Origin of the sequence: Brevibacterium sp. FME17 (assembly GCF_014897515.1) — a bacterium.
GTDB lineage: Bacteria > Actinomycetota > Actinomycetes > Actinomycetales > Brevibacteriaceae > Brevibacterium.
The window spans coordinates 299280-314402 of record NZ_JABUYD010000002.1; the positions used below are offsets into that span (position 1 = coordinate 299280).

The 15123-nt window shown below is 62.3% G+C and carries 15 protein-coding genes; 7 read left to right on the top strand and 8 right to left on the bottom strand.

Features of this window, described 5'->3' with window-relative positions:
- Positions 1-2 precede the first annotated feature (2 nt).
- From INT40_RS03260 to nhaC, 6 genes are read left to right on the top strand one after another with little or no spacing between them, the layout of a single operon-like run.
- Positions 3-1103, top strand: a complete 1101-nt coding sequence (locus INT40_RS03260) for an ABC transporter permease (RefSeq protein WP_101569642.1) — start codon at positions 3-5, stop codon at positions 1101-1103.
- The gene (locus INT40_RS03265; RefSeq protein WP_193072488.1) at positions 1100-2041 is read left to right on the top strand and encodes an ABC transporter permease; all 942 of its coding nucleotides are present in this window, start codon (positions 1100-1102) and stop codon (positions 2039-2041) included. Before INT40_RS03260 ends, INT40_RS03265 begins: the two co-directional genes overlap by 4 nt.
- Positions 2038-2829 (top strand): ABC transporter ATP-binding protein, encoded by a 792-nt coding sequence (locus INT40_RS03270; RefSeq protein ID WP_193095499.1) that lies wholly within the window; start codon positions 2038-2040, stop codon positions 2827-2829. Before INT40_RS03265 ends, INT40_RS03270 begins: the two co-directional genes overlap by 4 nt.
- Positions 2829-3647 carry an ABC transporter ATP-binding protein gene (locus tag INT40_RS03275; RefSeq protein WP_101569639.1) on the top strand — a complete coding sequence of 273 codons (819 nt, stop codon included), beginning with the start codon at positions 2829-2831 and terminating at the stop codon, positions 3645-3647. Before INT40_RS03270 ends, INT40_RS03275 begins: the two co-directional genes overlap by 1 nt.
- Before the next feature lie 36 nt (positions 3648-3683).
- Positions 3684-4826, top strand: a complete 1143-nt coding sequence (iadA, locus tag INT40_RS03280) for a beta-aspartyl-peptidase (protein ID WP_101569638.1) — start codon at positions 3684-3686, stop codon at positions 4824-4826.
- Positions 4823-6283, top strand: coding sequence for a Na+/H+ antiporter NhaC (nhaC, locus tag INT40_RS03285; RefSeq protein ID WP_101569637.1), 1461 nt, complete (start codon positions 4823-4825; stop codon positions 6281-6283). Before iadA ends, nhaC begins: the two co-directional genes overlap by 4 nt.
- Positions 6284-6344: 61 nt before the next feature.
- Here the strand turns inward: nhaC and INT40_RS03290 are convergent, their stop codons facing one another.
- Positions 6345-7244 (bottom strand): helix-turn-helix transcriptional regulator, encoded by a 900-nt coding sequence (locus tag INT40_RS03290; RefSeq protein ID WP_101569636.1) that lies wholly within the window; start codon positions 7242-7244, stop codon positions 6345-6347.
- A gap of 18 nt (positions 7245-7262) precedes the next feature.
- Between INT40_RS03290 and INT40_RS03295 the strand changes: the two genes are divergently transcribed.
- Positions 7263-7682, top strand: coding sequence for a VOC family protein (locus tag INT40_RS03295; RefSeq protein ID WP_101569890.1), 420 nt, complete (start codon positions 7263-7265; stop codon positions 7680-7682).
- Between the two features lie 44 nt (positions 7683-7726).
- On the opposite strand, the gene INT40_RS03300 is transcribed toward INT40_RS03295, so the two are convergent.
- The 7 genes from INT40_RS03300 to INT40_RS03330 all read right to left on the bottom strand — a co-directional run bounded on the left by INT40_RS03300 (position 7727) and on the right by INT40_RS03330 (position 14900).
- On the bottom strand, positions 7727-8359 hold the full coding sequence (locus INT40_RS03300) for a hypothetical protein (RefSeq protein ID WP_101569635.1): 633 nt from the start codon (positions 8357-8359) through the stop codon (positions 7727-7729).
- Complete coding sequence (locus INT40_RS03305; RefSeq protein WP_193072482.1) at positions 8352-9890, bottom strand: sodium/proline symporter; 1539 nt, start codon at positions 9888-9890, stop codon at positions 8352-8354. The genes INT40_RS03300 and INT40_RS03305 overlap by 8 nt, the downstream gene beginning before the upstream one ends.
- Positions 9887-10069, bottom strand: a complete 183-nt coding sequence (locus tag INT40_RS03310; RefSeq protein WP_101569633.1) for a hypothetical protein — start codon at positions 10067-10069, stop codon at positions 9887-9889. Before INT40_RS03310 ends, INT40_RS03305 begins: the two co-directional genes overlap by 4 nt.
- A gap of 151 nt (positions 10070-10220) precedes the next feature.
- Complete coding sequence (locus INT40_RS03315) at positions 10221-11795, bottom strand: molybdopterin-dependent oxidoreductase (protein WP_101569632.1); 1575 nt, start codon at positions 11793-11795, stop codon at positions 10221-10223.
- Positions 11796-11873: 78 nt separating this feature from the next.
- Positions 11874-12221, bottom strand: a complete 348-nt coding sequence (locus tag INT40_RS03320) for a hypothetical protein (RefSeq protein ID WP_101569631.1) — start codon at positions 12219-12221, stop codon at positions 11874-11876.
- Positions 12222-12286: 65 nt separating this feature from the next.
- Positions 12287-13081: a Bax inhibitor-1/YccA family protein gene (locus INT40_RS03325; RefSeq protein WP_193095527.1), complete on the bottom strand. Its 795-nt coding sequence runs from the start codon at positions 13079-13081 to the stop codon at positions 12287-12289.
- A gap of 235 nt (positions 13082-13316) precedes the next feature.
- A complete protein-coding gene (locus INT40_RS03330) occupies positions 13317-14900 on the bottom strand; it encodes an AbgT family transporter (protein ID WP_193072480.1) in 1584 nt (527 codons plus the stop codon).
- Positions 14901-15123: the final 223 nt, after the last annotated feature.

A 15123-nucleotide genomic window follows, 5' to 3' on the forward strand; every position in this document is an offset into this window, starting at 1 on the left:
GAATGTCGGTCAGCACTGCCGATAGCTCCACCGCACACCCGCCGAGCTCCGACGAAGCGCAGCGCATCAAACCCCCGCTGCTGCCTCCGCTGCTGCGCTACATCCTCATTCGGATTGGGATCAGCCTGATTCTCATCTGGGGTGTCACCGTCGTGACGTTCCTGCTGACGAACCTGGTTCCCACCGACCCGGTCGCCGCCATCCTCGGCGACCGGGCGGCCGCGGATCCCGCTATCGTCGCGGCTACCCGCGAGCGCCTCGGCCTCGATCAACCCCTGATCGTGCAGTACTTCACATATCTGAGCAATCTGCTTCACGGTGATATGGGTGTCTCGAACCAAACCCGAACACCAGTCCTCCAGTCGATCGGGCAGGTCTTCCCTGCCTCGATCGAACTGGGCATCGGAGCCATCCTCATCTCGGTGATCATCGGCCTGCTGCTGGGTCTGGCCAGCGCGCTCAATCAAAACCGGTTCCTCGATCACGCCATCCGTACGCTGAGCCTCATCGGCATCTCCGCCCCGACCTTCTGGATCGCAGCCGTCGGCTACTACGTCTTCTTCTTCAAACTCCGTGTGGTTCCCGGTGCCGGGCGCCTCGACCCTTGGATTACACCACCTCCTCGGGTCACCGGCCTCTACACCCTCGATTCCCTCCTGGCCGGCCAGATGTCGACGTTCGTCAACGCCTTCGGGCATCTGATCCTGCCCTCATGTGTCCTGGCACTGTTCACGATCGGCCTGCTCACACGGTTCAGCCGCTCCAGTGTCCTCGACATCATCAGGCTCGACTACGTCACAGCGGCTAAGGCCAAAGGCCTGTCTGCGCGCACCGTCATTTTCAAATACATCTTCCGCGGCGCCCTCGTCCCCATCATCACGGTGGTCGGCCTGGCCTTCGGCTCACTGCTCTCCGGTGCGGTGCTCACGGAGACCGTCTTCGCTTGGAATGGTCTGGGTCAATATGCATTCCGCGGTGCTACGACACTCGATCTCCCGGTCATCATGGGCGTGGGCCTCGTCATCGGCATCGTCTACATCATCGTCAATTTCATCGTCGACCTGATCTACGGCTTCGTGGATCCGAGAGTGAGGGTGCGATGAGCATCGGGACTCCCAAACAGCCACCGACGAACACCCATGACACCGGCGCCGAGGTGCTCGATCGCAATCCCGTCGACCTCGGTGTCAAACGGTGGAAGCTGAGATTCCCGAAGGCACTGCGCACGCCCCTGGGCTTCGTCGGCGCCGTCATCCTTGCCCTCTGGCTGATCGTGGCGATCTTCGCCCCTCTCATCGCCCCGTTCAATCCGCTGGCCCAGGATTTCCCCAGGCTCAACGCTCCTGGAAGCGGGAACCTGCTGGGCACCGACACCCTGGGCCGAGACGTGCTCTCCAGACTCGTCGTGTCCGCACGCACCACCCTGCCCGCGGCGGTCTTCGTCGTCATCTGCTCATCACTGCTCGGATCAGTTCTCGGTGCGATCGCCGGCTATTTCGGACGCGCAGTGGACGAGGTCATCATGCGCATAGCCGATCTCGTCTTCGCGTTTCCGACCATCATCCTCGCCATGGTCATCGCAGCAGCGCTGGGACCGGGTCTGAAGAACGCCATCATCGCAATTCTCCTTGTCTCTTGGCCCTCCTATGCCCGTGTCACCAGGTCTCTGGTGATGTCAGCACGCAACAGCGAATACGTCGTCGCCGGCAGACTGCTCGGCTTCAGCGCCGGGAAGTCCCTCATCCGCGAGATAGCGCCGAATGTGCTCTCCCCGGTCGTGGTTCTCGCCACCCTCGATGTGGGTTCGGCGATTCTCACGATGGCCGGACTCTCGTTCCTGTCTCTGGGCGTCGTCCCACCGACTCCGGACTGGGGAGCCATGATCAGCGAAGGAGTCTCGCAGTTCGCCTCATGGTGGATCGCGTTCTTCCCCGGACTGTGCATCCTCACCATCGTCATGGCCTTCAATTTCATCGGTGACAGTCTGCGCGATGCACTTGACCCGCATACGGCACAGGAAGTCGGAGAGACCACCTCATGAGCATGATCAGCATCAGAGACCTCAGCCTGTCGGTGACGACGGGCAAGGACGAGAAGCACATCCTCCGCAACGTCTCCTTCGATCTGGAGGCAGGAAAGATCACCGGAGTCGCCGGTGCCTCCGGCTCGGGCAAAACCCAGACGGGACTGGCGATCATGGGCCTCTCCCCCGCCGGCGCCCAGCTGAGCGGCAGCATCGACTTCGACGGCACCGAGTTGGTGGGTATGCCTGCCAAGGTCCACAACCGGCTGCGCGGGGTGCAGCTGTCGATGGTGTTCCAGGATCCCTCCTCCGCGTTCCATCCCATGCTCACCGTCGGCGATCAGATCACCGATCACCTTCGCCATCATAAGAAGGTCTCGAAGAAGGAAGCCCTGGAACGCGCGGTCCATATCCTCGAACGTACCCGCGTGCCGCACCCTGAGGAGGCGATCGGGAAGTATCCCCACCAATTCTCCGGCGGTCAGCTCCAACGCATCGCCTTCGCCTCGGCGATCATCTGCGACCCGAACGTGCTCATCGCCGATGAACCGACCACCGCCCTCGATGTCACCGTGCAGGTGGGAATCCTGCGGCTGCTGCGTGAACTCTGCGATGACCTCAACTTGGCCGTCCTCCTAGTCACTCACGACTTCGGGGTCCTGTCCTCGGTAGCCGACACGATCGTCGTGATGCAGAACGGACTGGTCGTCGAAACCGGTGATCGCGAACCTGTGATCACAGCACCCCAACACGAGTACACCCGCTCACTCATCGAATCGCTGCCAGGAGCAGAGGTCTCACGCTGATGACAACGACGACAACGACCGAGGGTGCTCCTCGTACGTCCCAGACGCCGCTGCTTGAACTCAACAATGTGTCGTGTGAGTACAAGCTCAATGGCGGCGGCCGGTTCCGTGCCGTCAGCGACGTCTCCCTGCAGCTGCGGCATTCGGAAGTCCTGGGCCTCGTGGGCGAATCCGGTTGCGGCAAGTCCACGCTGGCCAAACTCATCTGCGGACTCGAGAAGACCGCGGGTGGCTCCATCACCTTCGAATCCCAGCCGGTGAAACCCCTCGGCCTTGCCCGCCGGCCCAAAAACCTGCGGGGAGTCCAGATGGTCTTCCAGAATCCCTACGCATCATTGAACCCGCGCAGACGCATCCGGGATCAGCTCACCGACGCCCTTGCTCTCGACCCGGAACAGAACTGGAGCGTGGAGTCCCTCCTCGAAGCCGTCGATCTGCCCGTCGATGCTGCGGAGAGGTTCTCGCATTCCTTCTCGGGCGGGCAACGGCAGCGCATCGCCATCGCGCGTGCGCTGGCGGCTGGCCCTAAGGTGCTCGTCGGCGATGAGCCGATCGCCTCTCTGGATGCGTTTCTCCAGGCCAGGATCGCGCGGATGATGAGAGATCTGGCCATTGACTCGGGCGCGTCGATGATCTTCATCAGCCACGACCTCTCGGTCGTGCGTGACATCGCGGACCGTGTGGCTGTCATGGAGGCAGGTAGGATTGTCGAGGTCGGTTCGACAGAACAGATCTGGAATGACCCTCAGCATCCCTATACGCAGAAGTTGCTCGCTGCCATCCCAAAGGTCGACGGCAAAGGAATCATTCCCGGATAGCCATTGCGAGGAAAGACCCCGAGGAGAAGACGAACCATGGTCACATTGCTGCGCGGCGCCGACATCTGTGCCCCGGAACGACTCGGTAAGCAGGACGTCCTCATCGAGGGACGGCAGATCACCTTCATCGGTGACCTCCCCGCCGAGGCCCTCGACGGTCTTCCCCACGCCACCGTCATCGATGCACAGGGACTCACAGCCACTCCAGGCTTCATCGATCCTCATGTCCACATCGCTGGCGGCGGAGGCGAAGGCGGCTACGCCAACCGCACCCCCGAGATCGTGGTCAGCGACATCGTGGGCGCCGGAGTCACCACCGTCATCGGCTGTCTGGGAACCGACGGTGTGACCCGCAGCCACGCCGATCTCCTCGCCAAGGCCAGAGGGCTCGAAGCCGAGGGCATCTCCACCTACATCTATACGGGCAGCTACCAGGTCCCGGCACGGACCCTGACCGGTGCTGTCGTCGATGATGTCGTCCTCATCGACAAGGTCATCGGCGTCGGAGAGGTTGCGATCTCGGACCGGCGTTCGTTCCAACCCACAATCGAGGCTCTGGCCGAGCTCGTCAGTCAGTCTCATGTCGGTGGACTGCTGTCCGGCAAGGCCGGAATCACCCACTTCCACGTCGGCCCCTACGAGACCCGGCTGGCCCCGCTGCATCGTCTCCTCGACGAATATCCGATCGCGCCGCAGGCCATCTACGCCACCCACATCACCCGGTCCCCCGAGCTGCTGGCCGACGCCGTTGATCTGGCCGCCAAAGGCGCCACAGTCGATATGACGGCCTCGTCGACAACGACCAGGTCGCTGACACGCTACATCGACCTCGGCGGTGAACTTGGCCGTCTCACTCTCTCCTCCGATGCCAACGGCAGCCTGCCGGAGTTCGACCCCGATGGACGGCTCATCGGCATGGACGTCGCCAAGCAGACGACCCTGTATGAGCAGGTGTGGGCGTGTGCCGACCTCCCTGGTGTCGACCTGTCTGCGGCCATATCTCTCGTCACGTCCAATACGGCCGATGCGCTCGGCCTCAGCCACAAGGGACGCCTGCGTGTCGGAGCGGATGCCGACATCCTGCTGACCGATGATGACCACACCATCCAGCTTGCCTTTGCCCGGGGACGAGAGGTCGTCCGCGACGGCACACCACAGATCCGAGGAACCTTCGAATGAGCCATGAGCACGACACGACGGCTCTGCCCGATGATGTCGAGGAGAAGCGCCCGTCCCTGGGCTGGTCACTGGTGCCCCTGGCGGCGATGCTCGCGCTGCTGGCTGTGGGCTACGGCGTTCTCGGGCTCGCACCCGAACCGCTGCTGATCCTCTCCGCCATCATCGCCGGCCTGGTGGCTCTGCGGATGGGACTGAGCTGGGAGGAGATGCTCCTTGGCATCAGGGAGAAACTCGACACTGCAATGCCGGCGCTGCTCGTGCTCATCTCCATCGGCATTCTCATCGGCACCTGGATGATCGCCGGCACCATTCCGATGATGATCTACTACGGCTTGGGACTCATCAGCGCACAGTTCATCGTGCTCATCGCCTTCGTCATCTCCGCGATCGTCTCGGTCATCACCGGCACCTCGTGGGGATCGGCAGGAACAGTGGGCGTCGCCCTCATGGGAATCGCCGCGGGCTTGGACGCACCGCTGGCGGCCACCGCCGGAGCGATCGTCGCCGGTGCGTACTTCGGTGACAAACTCTCGCCGCTCTCGGATACGACCAACCTGGCTCCGATCGCTGCCGGCACCACCTTGTGGGAGCACATTCGGCACATGCTCTACACTACGATCCCGGCCACAGTCGTGGCCCTGGCGCTGTACCTGATCGTCGGCATCAACCAGCAGTCCGGCGGGACCGATTCGGATCAGATCAGTGCCGTCACCGGAACCTTGGACAGTCTCTTCTCCTTCAACGTCCTCCTGCTCCTGCCGATGCTCATCGTCCTCGGCGGAGCGATTCTCAAACTGCCCACTCTTCCCACGATCATCGGTTCCTCACTGGTTGCCGGCATCCTCGCCGCAATCTTCCAGAAGGTCAACATCGAATCGATCTTCGCCTCCACCGTCGACGGGTTCACCCCGGACATGCTCGAAGTCGGGCCCTCGACCCTGAAGAATCTGGACCCGCAGGTCGTCGAGTTGGTGACCCAGGGCGGAATGGCATCGATGACCGGTGTCATCCTCATCGCATTCAGCGCTTTCGCCTTCGCCGGCATCATGTCCAAGTCCGGTGCTCTCGAGACCATCATCCGGTCCCTGCTGACGTTCGTGAAGCGCACAGGTGACCTCGTCCTCTCCACGGTGCTCTCATGCATCACGATGGCCATCGTGACCGGCAATTCCTACCTGTCGATCATCGTCCCGGGCGAACTGTTCAAGAAGGCCTACGCTGATCGGGGCCTGGATGCCAAGAACCTCTCACGCACACTCGAAGACTCCGGCACGGTCGTCGTTCCACTCGTTCCCTGGTCCTCGGCAGGCGTCTACATGGCCGGCGTACTGGGCGTCTCCGTCCTCGACTACGCCCCGTGGGCAGTGTTCTGCTACGTCGGCTTCGCCTTTGCCATCATCCTCGGATACACCGGATTCGGCATCGCCAAACGTGTCGCGACCTCTGACGCTGATTGAGCGTGCTGCGACCTCTGACGCCGCTCCTCTCCTGCGTCCTGCTCTCGTCGCCGCCGCACTCCTAGGCGCTCGTCATCCGGGAGCCGAGATACTCGGTTGGTGTGCATCCGGTCACGCGGTGGAAATCCGCTGTGAAGTGCGACTGGTCGAACCAACCGAACAAAGCAGCAAGCTCGACAAACGACCGATCCCACCCCTGATCGATTGCCGCTACAGCATCTCTGACGCGGGCACGGGTGAGGATCTTCTTGACACCGACACCGCAGTATTCGTGAAACATCCGCTGCAGCGACCGTTCACTCATTGCACAATGCGATGACAGTTCGCCGAGGCTGATGACGCTCGGATCGTCGAGGAGTTCCAGCACGCGTCGGAACCGGGTATATCCCTCGGTCATCCTCGGGTGCAGAGACAGCAGCCACGCCTGAAGCACCTCAGCTGAGGAGGCCAGATCAGCTTCACGCACCTGGTCGACATCCAGCTGCTCGTCAACGCCCAGTTGTTCATCAATTCCCGGAAACCAGTCACCGGCCCGCACAGTTGTGTCCCGGATCAGTGCCGGCGACCCATTCGCGAACGCCAGTGTCCCGCCGAGGTGGAAGTTGACCCCGATGACACCACCACGACCGTAGAGCCCGACATCGAATCGACGAGTAGTCACCGGACCCGTCAGCCACGTCCCGGCACCGTTCGTGTTCGCCCGATAGAGATCGCCGAACTCAACGGTGAGGTTGATGCCTGGTTCCGACACTGTCGCCGTCTGATAGCGCTCGCCCTCGGGCAGGTCCCATGTCACCGACCACAACCGCTTCACCCAGGGACGCAGCTCTTCGACGACCACCGCCGGCACGGAATAGTTGGCGTGCTGAAGCATCTCCGCCGGCCTGAGCACACGCCCGAAGAAATGTTCGGGCGGTGATTCGCTACGTGGCGGATTTTTCCTATCGACGACATCGTCCATGGAACAAGAATGGCAGACATGACTGACACAGAGATGAAGGAAGCCCCTGCCACTGCCTCCACCACCGAGGCAACACCTGTCGCGAAATTGGCCATGGTCACGCTCGACGCCCCGGACGCTTCGGCGCTCGGCGACTTCTATTCCGCGGTGCTGGGTTGGCCGGTGGCGTACTCAGATGAGAACTACGCAATGCTCACCGGCCCCAGCAACGCTCTGGGCATTGGGACGATCCCGGACTACAAACGCCCGGATTGGCCCGACGACGGACGCAAGCAGTTCCACCTCGATCTCGCCGCCGATGACATCGAAGCTGCGGCCGCTCGCTGCATCGAACTCGGAGCGAGCAGGGCCTATCCTCAGCCAGGCGAAACCTGGGTAGTGCTCATCGATCCCGCAGGGCACCCATTCTGCCTCTCTGATGCGAAGAACTGGGGCTGACGCATCTGCGCTGTCCCACCGAAACGTCCCCGCGGGGACGCGTCTCAATCTTGGGTCAGCTTCTCGACCCGAACGATGTAATGGGAGGAGTCGAGGCCGTCGACGAGGATCGTGGCCGAGAACTTGTCGTTGTCGCCGGTGACCACCCAGTTGGGTTTGAGGATTCCACTGGGTGCGGCAATCTCGTCGAGGCTCAGCCCCATGCCCAGTTTCACCGTCTTCAGCACCTTCGTGCGCACCAACGCACGTGCTGTTCGCCTCACATCATCTGGGCCAGGTTGTGGGCCCGCCTGATCAGAGGATTCGAAGGCATCCAGCCACTCTGTCACGGCCACCGTCTCACCACGAGGATCGAAGTCCGCGAGATACCCCTTGCCCGAATAGGCGTTGACCAGGACGTTCATGCACTGCCCTGGGCTTGCCTCCGCCCTAGCACGACCGGCCGGTTCAGGTTTTCGGTTCCGCCGAAATATGCTGCTCGTCTGGGCACTGAGCACCGTCGACCAGAAGGGGTGGAGGACCTCTCTGACCTCGGCGTCGGCATTGGGCAGCTTGCGCCTGAAGACGGCGAGCGCCTCGGCGGCGGTGATGTTCGGTGCCAGCTTCAACGCCGTCTCCGGGGCGATCAGCTCTGGCTTCTCTCCCCCACCGGCGAAACTGTCCGGGTGCTCACGCATCCTTGGGCACCTGTCCGGCGAGCGCATCGTTTTGGCCGATGAGCATGCGTGCGGGGATGGCGCCGATCTTGTCGGTCTCCTTGAGCGCGTCGATGACATGTGCCGGGACAGGGTGCGACTTCTGCGTGGCCAGAGACACGACGATGAGGCCCAGGGTCGAGCACACGATGCCGACACCCATCGGATCGACACCGGTGACGTCGACGAGGCCAGCCATCTGCCAGCTCACCGAGGACACGGTGCCCAGGATCATGGAGACGATGGCTCCGGGAACATTTGCCTTCTTCCACCAGGCGGCCGCCACGTAGACGGGGACGAATGCGGCACCGAGGACTGTGGTGGCGAAGATGGCCACCTCGGCAACCGAGGGCGGGTCGTTGACAGCAACCCAGTAGCCGATGATCGCGAGGATGAGGACGGTGAAGCGTGAGACCCACACTGACTGCCTGTCGCTCATATCCTTCTTGATGAAGCGCTGGAACAGATCCTGGCTGGCGATCGTGCCCGACTGCAGCAGCAGCGCATCGGCCGTGGACATGATCGCGGCCATGATGCCTGCCATGACGATACCCACGGCGAAGTTCGGCAGAACCGTGTCCGCGACCTGGAAGACTGCGAGCTCAGGGTTGTCGAGGTTGGGCAAGATGATCAAGGCCATGATGCCCACGATGTAGGGCGCCGGAATGAAGAGCAGGTTGAAGCCGGTGGCGTACAGGCTTGCTGTGCGCGCGACCGAGGGGCGCTTCATGGCCATGTGGCTGACGTTGACGTGCGGCCAGCCCATGTAGCCGATGGAGAAGACGAGGACGGCGCCGATGATGACGCCCCACTGCACCGAGCCGAATCCCTCGGGCCCCCACATGGTGAGCAGGTTCGGGTTGATCTCTCCCACCGCATTGTTGCCGGCAGTCCAACCGCCGACGGCCTGCAGGGTGCCGATGAGGATCCAGACCATGCCGATGAGCATGATGATGGCCTGGACGAAGTCGGTGTACGCCACCGCAAGGTAGCCGCCGAGGAAGGTGTAGAAGACGATGACGCCGATGGCGACGAGCAGGGCCCAAGCGTAGGGAATGCCGGTGACCATCTCCAAGCCGCGACCGCCCGCGATGAACTGAGTCATCACGTAGAAGAAGATGCAGAACACCGCCACCGGGGCCGCGATCATCCGGATCCACTTCGAAGGGTAGCGATGCTCGAGATATTCGATCGAGGTCAGCGATCCGAGGATCTGGGAGAGCTTGCGCATGCGCCGCCCCAGGATCGACAGGTTGAGCACTCCGCCGCCGATGTCGCCCATCGCGTACCAGAGTGAGAAGTAGCCCTTCGTGTACGCCAGCGATCCGGCACCGAGGAACATGTACCCCGACATCGACGAACTCTGCAGGCGCAGTGCCGTGACCGCAGGACCCAGGCTGCGCCCGCCCAGCAGGTAGCCTTCGCTGTCCTTATTGCCGATCTTGAGTGTCCACACGCCGATGCCGGCCATGGCGATGAAGTAGATGACGAGGAACCAGGTTTCGAGGTTCATGCCAGTCCCCCGTTCTCAGTCCCGGAGCGGCGCTCCGTCGCCGAGGGGGTGAGCTGGTCCTCGGCCACATCCTCGGCTTTCCAACCGCGTGAGAGGTAGACGAAGATCAGCGTGTAGATCACCCATATTGCGGGGATGCCGAAGATGATGACGACGGTTGCCGTCGGGAGACCGAACATTGAGACCACCTCGTTGTGTCACTGAACAGGACTGGCAGGTGCGGCCCCTACAGCGACCGCACCATAGGTGACCATACAACGTTTTGTCAGTCAGCTCACACACTTCTCACGCGCGGGGCGTGCCGCTGTTCAGGACACCGCGACCAGCCTCTCAGTCCACGACGAATTGGCGGTCGTGGAGGCCGGTGGCGCTGCCGGGGATCGCGGGGCGGCGTTCGGAGATCTGAACGTTGCCGTCTTCGTCGACCGCTCTGACCGTCACGGTGTGGGTGCCCGGTTCCAAGTCGTCGAAGGGGCATCGCCATTGTCGCCAGGTGTCGGTGGTCAGCTCCTCACTCAGCTCCGCTGTGTGCCAGTCGCCGTTATCGATGCGCACTCGCACCTCGGCGATGCCGACGTGTTGGGCCCAGGCCATTCCCGCGGTGACGATCTGCCCGTCTTTGTTGGGGCTGACATGGACACCGGCGCGGGGAACGTCGATTCTAGAAGCGACGAGTATGGGTCCGTGGGTGGACCATCCTCGTTTCGTCCAATAGGCCTGTTTGTCGGCGAAGCGGGTGACTTCGAGTTCGGTCACCCATTTGGTCGCGGAGACGAAACCGTAGAGTCCGGGGACGACGAGCCTGGCGGGGAACCCGTGGTCGCGGGGCAGCGGTTCACCGTTCATCCCGACTGCCAGCAGGGACGCCCGATCATCTGTGAGTGCTTCGAGAGGTGTCGAGGCAGTGAAGCCGTCATCGGATGTCGAGAGCACCATGTCTGCGCCTTTCTTCGGGCCGGCGCGTTTGAGCAGCTCACGCACCGGGTAGCCCAGCCAGGTGGCATTGCCCACGAGGTCGCCGCCGACCTCGTTCGAGACGCAGGTCAGGCTCACACGATGCTCCTCCAGCGGCAGCTCGAGCAGCTGCGCCATGGTGATCGTGACTTCGTCTTCGACCATTCCGTGGATGTGCAGCGACCAGGACGCGGCGTCGACGGAGGGCGGGATGAGTGCGGTGTCGATGCGGTAGAAGTCATCGTTAGGTGTCATGATCGGTGTGAGCCCCTCGATGTCGAAGTCTGCTCCAGCTGGAATCTTGGGCGCCGAGGTGGCCGGCCGTGGCAGCACCAGCTTAGTCACCGCTCCTGCCGCATTTCGGGCGAGGATCGAAGCCGACTGACCTGCAGCGATCGCGGCCATGCCGACCGCGCTCAGACCTGCGGCGAGACCGAAGAAGGCGCGACGGTCGGTGCCCGGTTGATTGTCAGCACCGAAGTCCTCATCGCGTCCGACAGAATTTCGGGCAGATGACTCGGTGCCGTTGCTGAATCGGATCAGTGCCACATAGGCTGCACATCCCAACGCCACACCCACGAGTGCCGGAACCGTGTCGAGGATCGTTCCTCCTGTGCTCAGCAGCACCACGACGGGCAGGATTCCGAGGCCGATGAGGAGGACGAAGGACAGGGCCCTGCGGTGCAGGCCGATGCGCCCGATCACACCGCCGAGGATCGCTCCGACGATGACGAGGGTGATGACGAGTGCGAGCTTGTCGTTCGTACCGAATACGCTGATGGCGGTCTTGATCATGGCGGTAGGCACGAGTGGGATGATCGTCTGCCCCAGGATCAGCAGGGGCGCTGAGGTTGCAGAGACGGCGCCGGCGATGAACTCTGCAGTACCGAAATACACCAGGGTCGCGACGATACCGGCGAGGGTGAAGAGTAGCGGGCGGCGATCTGTCATCGGATTTTCGCACCTTCTTAGGGCAAGTGATGGTGCCCTCGATTATCCTCCTCCGCGACCGTCAGCGGGCAGGAACTTCTAGGCGAGGTTTCGGCGCAGTCGTACTGCGGCGTCGAGCAGCTGCTCCAGGCGTGCCTGTTGCTGCACCTCCGGCAGATTCGCGGTCGAGGCTATCCCCTCATCGATCAGGACGACGACCTGATCAGCCAGGCTCTGATCTCCCAGGTCAGGGACCGTACGGCCACCGGAGCCGATGGATGAGAACCGTGCGAGCGCCTCGGCGATGGTGTCTCTCCTGGACATGGAGCCGACGTCGGTGGGGGGAGAATTCGGGCCCGCCGCGGCGAGCTGACGCGGGTTGAGGCCGATGATGCGGATACGCAGACGGCGGACCTCCGTTTCGAGGTCCGCCGTCACGTTGTTCATGGCCCAATCATAGACGCTGTCCCCGGGACCACACAGCTGGTGTGGGGTGCCGGGACCAACGGTGTCTAGTTCCTGAAGTAGGAGATGAGACGCAGGATTTCGATGTAGAGCCACACGAGGGTGACCATGAGGGAGAAGGCGCACATCCAGGAGTACTTCTCCGGAATCCGCTGCTTCACACCCTGCTCGATCATCTGGAAGTCCATGATCAAGGTCATGGCCGCCAGCACGGTGGCGACGATGCCGATGATGACACCGAGCGGCATTTCAAATCCCATGATGTTGATCGGCACGCTGCGGGCACCCCCGGTGCCGGTCATCATCGCGATGCCGAAGTTGATGAGCGAGAAGATGGCGTACCCACCGATGGCGATCATCATGAACTTCTTCATCTTCGAGCCGTAGCGCACGCCCTTGAACTTGAACAGGGCGAGCATGACGCCGAAGACGCAGAGTGTGGCGAGCACGGCTTGGATGACGATACCGGGGAACATCGTTTCGAACATCGAGGAGATGCCGCCGAGGAAGACTCCCTCGAACGAGGCGTAGCCGATGATCAGGGCCTTGCTCGGTTCCTTCTTGAAGGCGTTGACAAGACCGAGGACCAGTGCGATGAGCATCGCAGGGAAAGCCAGTGGCGGAACGAACCAGCCGAGGACGGCACCGGCGAGAAGAATGGTGAAGAGAACACCGGTCTTCATCATGACGTCGTCGTAGGTCATCGCCCGGTCAGCAGTCTGCGGACCGGCATTGCGGTTCTGCGCGGCTGGCTGGTCGAACAGGTTGTTGAGCTCCTGGTCGGACATGACCGGTTCGTTGCGTCCGGCCTGAACTCCCTGGTTGAGAGCCCGGTTCATCATGGGGTTACTCACGGTCGAGATCCTTTCGATCTGAGCAGGTTGCTCGCGCAGTCGAAATGCCGCACGAGAGTTGAATCTTGGTCTCAGTCTAGTCACTTGAGCTGGACAGTCACTGATGACCCGGCGCAAGAGCCAGTGAGCGTTGCACGATCGTAACGCTCGTCGGCGGCAAGGTTATTCCCACATCCACGGCAGGCGTTGTGTCCGCCCCGCCTCGCGAGCCCAGCCAGAACCCTCAGCCCATGTGGTAGCTCGTGGCTGCACCCGGGCCCCATGGGATTCCTGTGGCCCACCAGATGAAGAAGAGGAGTCCCCAGAGAATGAACATTGCGAACGAGAGCGGAATGGTGAACGACAGAACGGTGCCGATTCCCGCGTCCTTTTTATATCGCTGGATGAAGCCGAGGACCACAACGAAGTACGGGCTCATCGGGGAGATGATGTTCGTCGTGGAGTCACCGATGCGATAGAGGGCCTGCGTGGTCTCCGGGGCGATGGACAGGAGCATGAACATCGGCACGAGGACCGGTGCCATCAGGGTCCACAGTCCCGATCCCGAGGTCAGGAACAGTGCGCCGAGGGCAACCAACAGCCACCCGCCGAGGAGGATGACGAAGGGTCCGGTGTCGAGTGAGCCGAAGAATTCGGCGCCGCGGATGGCGAGGATCTCGCCGAGGTTGGACATCTTGAACAGTGCGAGGAACTGGCTGGCGGCGAAGAAGAGGACGATGACGGGGACGAACGGCAGCAGTCCCTTGCCCATCATGTCGGGAATGTCCGAAGTCTTCTTGATCGATCCTGTGGCGTAGCCGTAGACGATGCCGACAATGAAGAATCCGAAGCCGATGATGGCTGCGATTCCTGCCATCAGTCCCGATTCGGGGCCGAAGCCACCGGCTTCATCGCGCAGGAACGAATCCTGGGGCAGTGCAAGGAAGAAGAGGAGTGCGGCGCAGGCGACGATGCTGAGCACAGCGAAGACCATGCCGCGCTTCTCGTTGGCATCCAGCGCCATTTTGACATCGAAGTTGTCGGGATCGTTCTCGTCTGGTTCGTCGAGTTCGATCTGGTCGGCTCGCTTCGACAGCAGCAGTTCGGTGACGAGAGTGACGGCGGCGGCGACGACGAACATCGAGACGAAGTTGAAGTAGAAGTTCGCAATCGGGCTGACCACGTAGTCGGGGTCGATGATCTGAGCCGCCGACGTGGAGAGCCCGCCGAGGATGGTGTCGAGGGAGTTGACCATCGGCGCCGCAGAATACCCACCCGAGGTGGCGGCATAGGCGACAAGACACCCCAGCAGCGGATTGCGACCCACAGCTTTGAACGCGAGCCCGCCCAGGGGAATCATGATCATGTAGGAGGCGTCGGAGGCAATCGAGGAAGCGGTTCCGGCAAGTGCCACGATGAACGTGATCCACTTCGGTGAGGCACCGGCGATGGTTCCGCGCAGCATCGCCGGGATCAGTCCGGACTGCTCGGCCACGGCTACGCCGATGAGGACGATGAGCACGAGACCCAACGGTGGGAACGTGACGAAGTTGTTCGTGGCTCCGGCGACTATCTCCCGCAGGGACTCTGTGCTGAAGAGGTTGGTGACGCTCACCGTCTTGTCGGTGGCCGGGTTGACGGCCTCCAATCCGACGGCGGAGAAGATCGCGGAGAGGACCATCACTACGACGGCCAGGGACAGGAACAGCCAGAAGGGGTGCGGAAGTTTGTTTCCGGCCTTTTCTATGATGACCAACAGGCGCATCAGCCAGTCGAGTTCGGCCGGTTTCTTCTTCGCGGTGTCGGTGGCAGCTGCATTGCGTGACATCGATACTCCTCGGTGATTCGTCAGAAGGGGTGTGCAGATGGGCCGAAGCTCATCCAGTGGTCGAGTCACGGCTCGTCTGTGGCAGGGACCACTGTGTGCACGCCCCAGTGTTATGGACAACACCGATTACAGGCGAGCCGATCTCATATCCTGGATCGCCTGAGCGCAGCGAAAATGCCGACCGCACGTAGGTGCGATCGGCATTCTCAGGTTGCGGGGGTCT

Excerpts from the sequence above, each read along its gene's own strand:
- INT40_RS03260 (WP_101569642.1), top strand. The coding sequence starts at position 3 with ATGTCGGTCAGCACTGCCGATAGCTCCACCGCACACCCGCCGAGCTCC.
- INT40_RS03265 (WP_193072488.1), top strand. The coding sequence starts at position 1,100 with ATGAGCATCGGGACTCCCAAACAGCCACCGACGAACACCCATGACACC.
- INT40_RS03270 (WP_193095499.1), top strand. The coding sequence starts at position 2,038 with ATGAGCATGATCAGCATCAGAGACCTCAGCCTGTCGGTGACGACGGGC.
- INT40_RS03275 (WP_101569639.1), top strand. The coding sequence starts at position 2,829 with ATGACAACGACGACAACGACCGAGGGTGCTCCTCGTACGTCCCAGACG.
- iadA (WP_101569638.1), top strand. The coding sequence starts at position 3,684 with ATGGTCACATTGCTGCGCGGCGCCGACATCTGTGCCCCGGAACGACTC.
- nhaC (WP_101569637.1), top strand. The coding sequence starts at position 4,823 with ATGAGCCATGAGCACGACACGACGGCTCTGCCCGATGATGTCGAGGAG.
- INT40_RS03290 (WP_101569636.1), bottom strand. The coding sequence starts at position 7,244 with ATGGACGATGTCGTCGATAGGAAAAATCCGCCACGTAGCGAATCACCG.
- INT40_RS03295 (WP_101569890.1), top strand. The coding sequence starts at position 7,263 with ATGACTGACACAGAGATGAAGGAAGCCCCTGCCACTGCCTCCACCACC.
- INT40_RS03300 (WP_101569635.1), bottom strand. The coding sequence starts at position 8,359 with ATGCGTGAGCACCCGGACAGTTTCGCCGGTGGGGGAGAGAAGCCAGAG.
- INT40_RS03305 (WP_193072482.1), bottom strand. The coding sequence starts at position 9,890 with ATGAACCTCGAAACCTGGTTCCTCGTCATCTACTTCATCGCCATGGCC.
- INT40_RS03310 (WP_101569633.1), bottom strand. The coding sequence starts at position 10,069 with ATGTTCGGTCTCCCGACGGCAACCGTCGTCATCATCTTCGGCATCCCC.
- INT40_RS03315 (WP_101569632.1), bottom strand. The coding sequence starts at position 11,795 with ATGACAGATCGCCGCCCGCTACTCTTCACCCTCGCCGGTATCGTCGCG.
- INT40_RS03320 (WP_101569631.1), bottom strand. The coding sequence starts at position 12,221 with ATGAACAACGTGACGGCGGACCTCGAAACGGAGGTCCGCCGTCTGCGT.
- INT40_RS03325 (WP_193095527.1), bottom strand. The coding sequence starts at position 13,081 with ATGATGAACCGGGCTCTCAACCAGGGAGTTCAGGCCGGACGCAACGAA.
- INT40_RS03330 (WP_193072480.1), bottom strand. The coding sequence starts at position 14,900 with ATGTCACGCAATGCAGCTGCCACCGACACCGCGAAGAAGAAACCGGCC.